This is a genomic window from Mesorhizobium sp. CA5, assembly GCF_020165105.1.
Taxonomy (GTDB): Bacteria; Pseudomonadota; Alphaproteobacteria; order Rhizobiales; family Rhizobiaceae; genus Mesorhizobium.
In genome coordinates, this window is record NZ_JAIUHJ010000027.1 from 1 (window position 1) to 10,728 (window position 10,728).

A 10,728-nucleotide genomic window follows, 5' to 3' on the forward strand; every position below is an offset into this window, starting at 1 on the left:
GAACGCCCACGGTTGCCGATAGGCATCGACAACATCGTCATCCGGCACTTAACCGTGGGCGAGGCGAAGGTCGACCTGAATTTCCAGCGCGTCGGCGACCGGGTCGTCTGCTATCTCGGCGAGCGGCACGAGGGCCTAGTGCCGCTGGTCGTTCGCTCTTAGCAACCGGGACAGCAGGGCCTGCTATCGATGCTCACTGTAGCATCCAGGTGCTGCTGGTGATGTCTCGCAGCCTCCTCTTGAACTGAAAAGAGCTGCTTCCAATCTTTTCTCTTGTCCCCAGCCGGGCGTGCAGGTGTTCGAATATTAGCGGTGCATCTGCGGAAATGACCAACGGGGTCAGTTGTTGAAGGGAGGTCACTATGGAAAGTGATGCTTTCAAGCAGTCAGTTTTCGTAGGGGAGAATGGCTACATCCAAAAGATCGACTGCGTGATGGATGCCATTGAGTTTTTGGAAGAATGGCCTGTGGAGAGACGCGGCCTGCTTCACGCGGCGGCCTGCGAGGCGTGCTACTCGGCCTATGACGGTCGGAAACCAGTCGAGGCCGCGCACAAGACCTTTATGACTTGGGCCCGCAAGGTTGGCGTTATCGAGGAGGTGCCCACAGCACCGCCGTGGATGACTGGGCCAAAGATCAGCAACGCAGAGCTCTTGGGAGGGGCTCGAAAGGGCTCCTCGTCAGGCGCAGCTTGCGACGAAACGCGCCGGAGCGAAACGCAAACGTCGGCGCGGATCCCCTTCTGACCTGCCGGCCATCCCCCCTCAAGCGGCGAGGTTACGCGCCCTTCCCCGTCGCGATGAAATGCGGGTTGGCGAAATCGCTGTCGCTGGCCTGGTTACGCTTGCCGTAGATCAGCGGCTCGCCGTCTAGTGTCCGCGTCATGCCACCAGCGGCGCGCAGCACTGCGTCGCCGGCGGCCGTGTCCCATTCCATGGTGCGGCCGAAGCGCGGATAGACGTCGGCTTCCGCCGCGGCGAGCAGGCAGAATTTCAATGACGAGCCGATCGAAACGATCTCCGCGGCGCCGAGATCGCGGATGAATTCCTCGGTTTCCGGCGTGTTGTGCGAGCGGCTTGCCACGACCGCGAGCGGCGTGCCCCCTGCCCGCACCGTGATCGGCCGGCGGCCGGCGATGCGATAGTCGGCATCGACCTCCAGCGCCTCGGCCTTGCCGGGTCGCCCGGAGAAAAAGCGTCCCGTGCACGGCGCGAAAACGACGCCGACTTCCGGAACGCCATGGCGGATCAGCGCGATGTTGACGGTGAAATCGGTGCGGCGGTTGACGAATTCCTTGGTGCCGTCGAGCGGATCGATTAGGAAGAAGGCGCCGTCGAGATCGGGCGTTGCAATTCCCGCTGCGACCTCCTCCTCGGCCACGCAGGGGATGTCCGGATAGGCGGCGCGCAGGCCGGCCAGGATGATCTTCTCGCTTTCGCGGTCGGCTTCCGTTACCGGCGAAGAATCGGCCTTGCTGTCGACGGCGCAGCCTTCGTGGAAGACGCGCATCACCTCGCGCCCCGCTTCCAGCGCCAGGCGCTCGAAGACGCCGAGCATCGCCTCGTCAGATGCCGCCGCCATTGTCATACTGCTCCTCGGCAATGTCGCGCTCGGTCAGCCAGCGTTCCAAGGCTTCCGCCATCTCCTGCGGGCTCCTGCCCAGAGTCTGCAGGTGAATTTCCGGGTTCTCCGGCGTCTCATAGGGAGAATCGACGCCGGTGAAATTCTTGATCTCGCCGCTCAAGGCGCGCGCGTAGAGGCCTTTCGGATCGCGGCGGGCGCATTCCTCGAACGGGGTGTCGACGAACACCTCGACGAACTCGCCCTCGGCCATCAGCTCGCGTGCCATGCGCCGCTCGGCGCTGAAGGGCGAGATGAAGGAGACGATGACGATCAGGCCGGCATCGGCCATCAGCTTGGCCACCTCGGCGACGCGGCGGATGTTCTCCACGCGGTCGGCGTCGGTGAAGCCGAGATCGCGGTTGAGGCCGTGGCGGACATTGTCGCCGTCGAGGATGTAGGTGTGGCGGCCGGACGCGAACAGCTTCTTCTCGAACAAATTGGCGATGGTCGACTTGCCTGAGCCGGAGAGCCCGGTGAACCAGAACACGGCCGGGCGTTGGTTCTTCAGGTCGGACCGGCCGCGCTTGCCGACATCGAGCGACTGCCAGTGGATGTTTTCGGCACGGCGCAGCGAATGCAGGATCATACCGGCGCCGACGGTGGCGTTGGTGATGCGGTCGATCAGGATGAAGGCGCCGGTGGTGCGGTTTTCGGCGAAGGGATCGAAAGCGATCGGCGCGCGCGTCGACAGGTTGCAGACGCCGACCTCGTTGATGTCGAGCGACTTCGCCGCCTCATGCGCGAAATCGTTGACGTTGACCCGGTATTTCAGGTCGGTGACAGTCGCGCTCACCTGGTCGGTTTCGGTGCGCAGGATGTAGGAGCGGCCGGGCAGCAGCGCCTGCTCGTCGAACCAGACGATGTTGGCGGCGAACTGGTCGGCGACCTGCGGACGCGCGGCCGGCGACACCAGCAAGTTGCCGCGCGATACCTCCACTTCGTCCTCGAGGACGAGCGTGATCGCCTGGCCAGCGACCGCCTGCTCGAGGTCGCCGCCTTGCGCGACGATGCGCTTGACTCGGGACGCCTTGCCGGATTTCGCGACGACGACCTCGTCTCCTTCAGAGACGGTGCCCGAGGCGATGGTGCCGGCAAAGCCGCGGAAATCGAGGTTCGGACGGTTCACATACTGGACGGGGAAGCGAAACGGCAGCTCGACGGCGGCCTCGTCGACAGACACGGTTTCCAGATGCTCGATCAGCGACGGCCCGGAATACCAGGGCGTGCGCTCCGAGCGGCTGGTGACGTTGTCGCCAAAGCGCGCCGACATCGGGATCGGCGCGACGCTCATGAAGCCCAGTTCCTTGGCGAATTCGCCGTAGTCGGCGACGATCCGGTCGAACACGGTCTTGTCGAAGCCGACGAGGTCGATCTTGTTGACCGCAAGCACGATATGCCGGATGCCGAGCAGCGAGGCGATGATGGAGTGACGCCGGGTCTGGCGAAGCACGCCCTGGCGCGCGTCGATCAGCACGATCGCGAGATCGGCGGTAGAGGCGCCCGTCGCCATGTTGCGCGTGTACTGCTCGTGGCCGGGCGTGTCGGCGACGATGAACTTGCGCTTCGGCGTGGCGAAGAAGCGATAGGCGACATCGATGGTGATGCCTTGCTCGCGCTCAGCCTCCAGCCCGTCGACCAGCAGCGCGAAGTCGATGTCGTCGCCGGTGGTGCCGTGCTTGCGCGAATCCTTCTCGAGCGCGGCGAGCTGGTCCTCGAAGATCTGCTTGGTGTCGGAGAGCAGCCGGCCGATCAGCGTCGACTTGCCGTCGTCGACCGAGCCGCAGGTGAGGAAGCGCAGCAGCGACTTCTTCTCCTGCGCGGCCATGTAGTCGCGGATCGAATCGGTCGGGGCGAGGCTCTTGGCCATCATGTGGCGCATTATCAGAAATACCCTTCGCGCTTCTTCTTTTCCATGGAGCCGGCCTCGTCGCGGTCGATAAGGCGGCCCTGGCGCTCGGAGGTGCGTGCGGTCAGCATCTCGCCGACAATGGCTTCCAGCGTGTCGGCATCCGACTCGATCGCGCCGGTCAGCGGATAGCAGCCCAGCGTGCGGAAGCGCACCAGGCGGTTCTCGACCGCCTCGCCGGGATGCAGTTGCAGGCGGTCGTCATCCTTCATGATGAGCATGCCGTCGCGCTCGACCACCGGCCGCTCCTTAGCGAAATAGAGCGGCACGATCGGGATGTTCTCCTGCAGGATGTACTGCCAGATGTCGAGCTCGGTCCAGTTGGACAGCGGAAAGACGCGGATCGATTCGCCCGGCGCGATGCGGGTGTTGAAGATCTTCCACATTTCCGGCCGCTGGTTCTTCGGGTCCCAGGCATGCTGGGCGTTGCGGAAGGAAAAGATGCGCTCCTTGGCGCGCGACTTCTCCTCGTCGCGGCGGGCACCGCCGAAAGCGGCGTCGAAGCCATATTTGTCGAGCGCCTGGCGCAGCGCCACCGTCTTCATGACATGGGTGTGGGTGTTGGAACCATGGTCGAACGGATTGATGCCGTCGCGCACGCCGTCCTCGTTGACGTGGACCAAAAGGTCGAAGCCTAGCTTCTGCGCCATCTGATCGCGAAAGGCGATCATCTCGCGGAACTTCCAGGTGGTGTCGACATGCAGGAACGGGAAAGGCGGCTTGGCCGGATAAAAGGCCTTCATCGCCAGATGCATCAGCACGGAAGAATCCTTGCCGACCGAATAGAGCATCACCGGCTTGGAGAAAGACGCCGCGACCTCGCGGAAGATGTGGATGGATTCGGCCTCGAGCCGCTGCAGATGCGTGAGCGCGATATTCATGGGGCGTCGAGCGTTCTCTCGTGCCGTGGAGCGGAAATCTTGCATCGCAGGGGCAATCCGATGCCGCCCAGGCGCAGATTTCACTTCAGACAAACTGTTTCGTGCGGGCGTTCTAACAGATCGGTGCCGCCGATAACAATGCAAGACCGGCACGGCGCGCGGTGATTGGAGAACGAATTTTCCAAACACGCCCGGCAAAGCGGAAAATCCTGCCGGAGCCATCGAAAACGCTTAGCGGGAAAAGCCGTGGCGCCTAGACAATTCGGGAACTCGCCGGACCGGGGGATTTCTGTCGCAACATTGTCGACCGCACTATCGCGGATCGGCGCCAGCCGCTATATGGGCTCGGGGTACGGGCAAGGCGCGGCAAACGGAGACCGGCGAGGCGGCCTTTGGCTGGCTCCATGGATCCGGGCGCAACCTGGAATTGCGAAGCAAGCATTTGAACCCGTCTACAACGCTCCGGCGCCATCTCACGCCCGCACAGATCAACATCTATTTCTCGATCGTCTGCTTTTTTTCGCCGCCGGTGCTTGGATCGCTGGTCAGCATCGCCTTCAATGCCGGTGGCGTGTGGTCGGCGATGCTGGTCGCCGCGAAGCGGCGACGCTTCAATATCGACCGGCCGATGCTCGCCGTCACGGCGGCGATCTATGCCTATTGCGCGGCCATGGTTCTCGCTTCGATCGTCAACGGCACGCTGGCTGCCGATTTGCGGTTCTTCCTGCCGTTGATCACCTTCCTGCTTTTCCCCCTCTCCTATTCGACGTGGAGCATCACCGAGAAGACCGCGCTGGCACGCATCGCCATTCTGGCCAGCACCGCGGCCTGCTTCGGCGCGCTCGCGATGGCCGTGTTCCAGTCCCACCGGCTCGGTGTGAGGGCGGAGGGCGGCGCCGGCAATCCAATCGTCTTCGCTACCGTCACGTGCCTTGCCGCCGTGACATGCCTTGCCGGCGCGCTGTCAGGCATCGAGAAACGCTGGAAGCTACTGGTCCTGGCAGCGATAGCCGGAGCCCTGGCGATCGTCTATTCGGGATCGCGCATGATCTGGGTGGCCATACCGGTTGCCGGCATCGTCGTGCTTCTCATCAACCGCCGCCGGTTTACCGGCGCCAGCGTGGCGCGCTTCGTGGCGATCGGCGTCGTGGTCGCCCTTGTGATTGCCGCCATCGGCTCTCGCGTCATCCTGGACCGGGCCGATTTCCTGGTCAGCGACTGGGATGCGCTGAATGCCAATGGCGACCATTCGACCGCGCTCGGCTTGCGCGTGGCGATGTGGGAAATCGGTTTTGCCGCGTTTCGCGAGATGCCGATTTTCGGCCACGGCATCTCGGCAAGCCGGGCGCTGATGAAGCACGGCTTGCAGGACCAGTTCGGCCTACAGCAGGGTTTCAGCCATTTCCACAACGGCTTCCTGACGGCGCTGGTCGAGGCCGGCCTGCTGGGGGCATTGGCCCTGGCGTCGATCTTCGTCGTTGCCGCACGGAACGCGGCACGGACGCTGCGCCGCAGCGCCGATCCGGTGGAGAGGTTCGGCGCGACGATGATCCTGGTCGCCGTCATCACCTATCTCACCGGCGGAATGGCCGGAATCCTGGTCGGCCACGATATCCTCGACGCGACGCTGATGGTGTTCCTGATCTCGGGAACCTACCTCGCTTCCGGACGGACGATAGAACCGACCGGAAAAAGCGCGCCCACCATGGCGCCGGGCGCCAGCCCGCAACCATGAAGGTCCTGGTCACCGGCGCGACGGGCTTCATTGGACGCCGGATCGTCAGCCGGTTGAGCGAGGCCGGATTCGACATACGGATCGCATCGCGCCTGCCGCAGCGGGTTGCAGGCGAGGACGATGCCGTCGCGCTGCCCGCTGCCGATGCACCGCAGGAGGCCTTTCTGACCCTGATGCGTGACGTGACGCATGTCGTCCACTGCGCGGCGCTCAATAATGACCGCAGCGCCGGCGCGGCCGACTTGCGAGCCGTCAACGTGACGCTGACCGGACAGCTCGCCCAGGCCGCCGCCACGCGCATCGACGGGCGCTTCGTCTATCTCTCCTCGATTCGCGCCGTGGTGGGCGCAAGGTTCAGCGGCACGATCGACGAGGCCACGCCCCCTGCCCCGCAATGCGCCTACGGGCGCTCCAAGCGCGAAGGCGAGATCGCAATGCTGGAGGCTTTTGCAACGGCCGGACGCGCCGGCGCGACGGCGCTGCGGTTGGCGCCGGTCTATGGCGAAGGCATGAAGGGAAATCTGCGCGGGCTGATGCGGTTGGCCGCCACCGGCCTGCCGCTGCCGACAGCCGCTCTGACGGCGGTTCGTTCGCTCGTCTCGCATGACGCCGTGGCCGGCGCCGTGACGCATCTTTTGAGCCGTCCCACGGCGCCGCTTCCAACTTATGTGCTGGGCGATGCTTCGCCGGTTGCGGTGTCCGAAATCGTCACCGCGTTCCGGCGCGGATATGGCCGGCCGGCCCGGCTTCTTCCCGTGCCGGCCTGGCCGTTCCGAATGCTGACCACGCTCAGCGGCAGACGGGCCGCGTGGCAAGCTCTGGTGGCGACGCAGGTCTGCGATTCGTCGTTGCTTGCGTCGGAAGGCTGGGAACGGGAGGCCGACACACTCGGCCGGCTTGAAGAACTGGCGCGACAGAGGAGCCGTTCGCCGCTTCCGTGAGCGGTGAACCGCTCTATGTGCGGAAGAACGTGCCCAGCAATATCTTGAGGTCCAGACCGGTCGAGGCGGCCTTGATGTAGGCCGCGTCGGTTTCAGCGCAAAGTCTTGGATCGGACATGTCGATGCCCTTGACCTGCGCCAGCCCTGTGATGCCTGGAAGTGCTGCCAGCACGCCCAGTTCCTTGCGCCGTTCGATCAGTTCCGCCTGCGTCGGCAGGCATGGACGAGGACCCACAAGACTCATCTCGCCCTTCAGCACGTTCCAGAGCTGCGGCAGCTCGTCGATCTTGGTTGCGCGCAGAACCTTGCCGACCGCGGTGACCGAACCGGACGGCGCCTCGTGGGTGGGCAAGGAAGGGGTTTCCCGATACATGGTGCGCAGCTTGTGACAGGCGAAGAGGGCTCCTCCCCGGCCGACGCGGATCTGCGAGAAGATGGCGGGGCCGGTCGACGTCGCCCGGATCGCCAGCATCGCGACAAGCAGGACCGGCGACGCCAGCGCCAGCATCGGAACGGCGACCGCCAGGTCGAGCGCGCGCTTTGCCGTCATGGCTCAGATCCGGCGCCAGAGGAAAGCGACATAGAGCCCGACCGTGCCCATGAATGTCTGCCGGTAGACACCGCTTTTGCCGAGCAGGCCGAAGCGCCTGAGGATATTGCCCTTGCGTGCCCTGATGAACAGGCGAAGGCAAAGCGCTGCATCGCGCGCGATGAGGTCGCGGTTGACGGCTAGGCCGCGCAGATTGGTGTCCGTCCAGGTGGCGAACTGGCCCTTGAACAGACGGCCCAGCCTTGAAAACCTCGCTTTCCATGAAACGTTGGCGCCGACGAGGTTTGCCGCGTGCTGGCGGTATCTGACCAGCGGCCGCGGCTCGTAGCGGACTTTGCCGCCGGCGGCGGTGACGATGAGATAGGCCCACCAGTCATGGCTGACGAATTCGGTTCTGGCCGACGCTTTTGCCAGAAGGTCGCGCGCCTTGCGGTTGAAGAGCATGGTGTTGCCGCCGGCGATGCTTTGCACCAGCGCGTTGCGGAAGGACGGCGGGCGGCGAAAGAGCGGCGAGTAGCCGGCCGGAGCGCCGGCCTCAGAGATAGTCGCCGTGCGCGAGCAGAACAGGAGCGGCGTTTCCATGTCCTCTCCCTCCATCCAGCGGATGGCGGCCTCCAGCCGATCCGGCTCCCAGACATCGTCCTGGTCGCAAAAGGCGTAGCAGTCGGCATCGATGCGCGGATCGAGGATCATGGAGCGGAAATTGGCGGCGAAGCCCCTTCGCGGGCCCTGCAAAAGTGTCAGCGACCCCTTGGTCCAGCGCGATCGCCACGCCTCGACGATCGCGGCCGTGGCGTCCGACGAGCCGTCGTCGGAAACCCAGAGATCGACGAGCGGCCAGGATTGCGTAGCCAAGGATTCCAATTGTTCGCCGATATAGGCCGCGCCATCCTTCGTGCCCATGAGAACGGCCACGCGCTGATCTTTTCTGGTCACGGCTTTGGAATCACTTGCCCGCGAGGTGCTTGAAAGGTTTTCAATATCTAATTGCGGGCCCGCGGCAAAGTTTTAACCGACCTGCCCGGCCGCTTTCGGCACCGCCTCTTCGCGCACGCCGCCCATGTCTTCTTCCGCCCGATAGAGCCCGGCCAGGATGGCAAGTGCCGCGGTCTTGTCGCGAGCTTGCATCGCGGCCGCCAGCGCCGGCAGGGCCGCCTCAATCCTCGGCCATTCGACGACGCCGGTCCTGAGGCCGAAGATCTTGGCGGTGTCGAGCTTGACCACCTCCTCGTTCTCGGCGTGCAGCGTCTCGTGCAGCTTCTCGCCTGGCCTGATGCCGGTGAAGCGGATCGGAATATCGGTGTAGGGGCTTTTGCCGGCCATGCGGATCATGGTTTCGGCGACTTCGAGGATCGGCACCGGCTTGCCCATGTCGAGCATGTAGATGGCGTAGTCGTCCTTGCCCTGGCGCTGCTCGGCATCGGCGGCCGACATGATGACGAGATCGACGGCCTCGGCCATGGTCATGAAATAGCGGGTCATGCGCCGGTCGGTGATGGTGACCGGCCCGCCGGCCTCGATCTGCGCCTGGAAGACCGTCGCCACCGAGCCGTTGGAGCCGAAGACGTTGCCGAAGCGCACGGCGATGAATTTCGTGCCCGAATGACGCAGATCAACGGGGCCGGCATGGCCGTTCGCCGCGCCGGCACGCGGTGGCGGCGAGGCCGCCTGGGCCTCATGCAGCGAGGACACGATCTGTTCGGCCGCACGCTTGGTGACGCCCAGCACCGAGGTCGGGTCGACGGCCTTGTCGCTGGAAATCAGCAGGAACTGTGGCACCCCGCATTCGGCGGCGATTTCGGCGCAGGCGAGCGTGCCGAAGACATTGGTCTCGATCGCCGCTTCCCAATTCTCCTCGAGCAGCGGCACATGCTTCAGCGCCGCGGCATGAAAGATAATCGCGGGTTTGAACTCGCTGACGAGGCGCGTCATGTGAGGCCGGTCGGCGACGTCGACGATGCGGCTGGTCAGCCGGTCGCGGTCGGCGTCGTCGGTCTGCTGATCGAGCTGGAAAATGCCGAATTCGGAATTGTCGGCCACCAGCACCGCCTCGGCGCCCAGCTCTAGCGCGCGCTTGACGAGCACGCGGCCGATGGAGCCGGCGCCGCCGGTGACCATCACGCGCTTGCCGCCGAGGAAGGCGCTGATGCGCGTGGTATCGGTGGCGACCGCCGAACGGCGCATGATGGTTTCCATCTCGACGGCATCCAGAACCAGCTTGCCGCCCTGCCCCAGTTCCGACAGGCCTGCAAACTGGACGACGGCGATGCCGCTGTGGCGGGCGACGCGCACCAGCTCGGCATAGTCTTCGATCTCGCGCTCGACCCCCTGGCCGAAGATCAGGAGGTCGAGGCTTTGCGTGCCTTTGACATAGTCTTCCAGCACCTCGACCAGGCGCGGTCGCAGCGCCACGACCGGAACGCCCTGGATCCGCGTGCCGAGCGGCGCGGCGCTCTCGGTGGCCATGATGCCGGCGATGGCGTATTCGGCGGGCTGAGCCGTGCGGGTGAAGCGCACGATCAGATCCGCCTCGCCCAGCCGGCCGATGAACAGCGCCTGCTTGGTCGAGGCATCGCCGGCGGCGCGGCGCAGGATGCGCCAGCTCGCGCCGTCGCGCAGGAAGCGATAATAAAGCCTGGGCGCGGAGATAATAGTGAAGGAGACCAGGAAGAAGACGATGAACTGGCGCTCGTTGAGGCCGGCGACCGGCTGGAAGAAGAAACGGAAGGCAAGCGAGGCCAGATAGAGCACCACCGTCAGGCTGCCGCAGCCCTTGAGGATGTTGAAGAAGTCGGGCGTGGAGGCAAAGCGCCAGACGGTGTTGTAGAGGCCGCTGGATCGGAACAGCAGATGGGCGATGAGCACGATGAGCGCCCAGCAGGCCAGCCCGCCGACGGAGAACGCGTCGAAGGAAAGCCGCGACTGCGAAAGGATGAGACTAAGCGCCACTGCGACCAGGACCATGACGAGATCCTGGACCATGATGATGGCGCGCCGCATCCTCGGTCGGAGTTCCGATACGGCTTCTACGTATGCGGTCATTGGGCAGTACTGACTCCAGGCGCGGGGGATACTATCAGAACGGCCGCGGA

General features: G+C 64.7%; 9 protein-coding genes. 3 read left to right on the plus strand and 6 right to left on the minus strand.

The window, feature by feature from the left end:
- Positions 1-362: 362 nt before the first annotated feature.
- A complete protein-coding gene (locus LB529_RS25975) occupies positions 363-746 on the plus strand; it encodes a DUF982 domain-containing protein (protein ID WP_224712720.1) in 384 nt (127 codons plus the stop codon).
- Positions 747-777: 31 nt separating this feature from the next.
- Here LB529_RS25975 and cysQ read toward each other — a convergent pair whose 3' ends face one another.
- The 3 genes from cysQ to cysD are packed head-to-tail and all read right to left on the minus strand — an operon-like array spanning position 778 to position 4,410.
- Positions 778-1,557: a 3'(2'),5'-bisphosphate nucleotidase CysQ gene (gene cysQ / locus LB529_RS25980; RefSeq protein ID WP_224712755.1), complete on the minus strand. Its 780-nt coding sequence runs from the start codon at positions 1,555-1,557 to the stop codon at positions 778-780.
- A 7-nt stretch (positions 1,558-1,564) separates the two neighbouring features.
- On the minus strand, positions 1,565-3,502 hold the full coding sequence (gene cysN, locus LB529_RS25985; protein ID WP_224637737.1) for a sulfate adenylyltransferase subunit CysN: 1,938 nt from the start codon (positions 3,500-3,502) through the stop codon (positions 1,565-1,567).
- Positions 3,503-3,504: 2 nt separating this feature from the next.
- A complete protein-coding gene (gene cysD / locus LB529_RS25990; RefSeq protein WP_263497406.1) occupies positions 3,505-4,410 on the minus strand; it encodes a sulfate adenylyltransferase subunit CysD in 906 nt (301 codons plus the stop codon).
- Positions 4,411-4,852: 442 nt separating this feature from the next.
- On the opposite strand from cysD, the gene LB529_RS25995 reads away from it, so the two are divergent.
- Both LB529_RS25995 and LB529_RS26000 read left to right on the plus strand, forming a co-directional pair.
- Complete coding sequence (locus LB529_RS25995) at positions 4,853-6,145, plus strand: O-antigen ligase family protein (RefSeq protein ID WP_224712722.1); 1,293 nt, start codon at positions 4,853-4,855, stop codon at positions 6,143-6,145.
- Complete coding sequence (locus tag LB529_RS26000; RefSeq protein ID WP_224712723.1) at positions 6,142-7,086, plus strand: NAD-dependent epimerase/dehydratase family protein; 945 nt, start codon at positions 6,142-6,144, stop codon at positions 7,084-7,086. The genes LB529_RS25995 and LB529_RS26000 overlap by 4 nt, the downstream gene beginning before the upstream one ends.
- 13 nt (positions 7,087-7,099) lie before the next feature.
- Here the strand turns inward: LB529_RS26000 and LB529_RS26005 are convergent, their stop codons facing one another.
- The 3 genes from LB529_RS26005 to LB529_RS26015 form a co-directional block, all read right to left on the minus strand.
- Positions 7,100-7,636 carry a sugar transferase gene (locus tag LB529_RS26005; RefSeq protein WP_224604923.1) on the minus strand — a complete coding sequence of 179 codons (537 nt, stop codon included), beginning with the start codon at positions 7,634-7,636 and terminating at the stop codon, positions 7,100-7,102.
- A 3-nt stretch (positions 7,637-7,639) separates the two neighbouring features.
- Entirely contained in the window at positions 7,640-8,551 is a 912-nt protein-coding gene (locus tag LB529_RS26010) for a glycosyltransferase family 2 protein (protein WP_318012581.1), read from the minus strand.
- A 93-nt stretch (positions 8,552-8,644) separates the two neighbouring features.
- Positions 8,645-10,678 (minus strand): UDP-N-acetylglucosamine 4,6-dehydratase, encoded by a 2,034-nt coding sequence (locus LB529_RS26015; protein WP_224712724.1) that lies wholly within the window; start codon positions 10,676-10,678, stop codon positions 8,645-8,647.
- Positions 10,679-10,728: the final 50 nt, after the last annotated feature.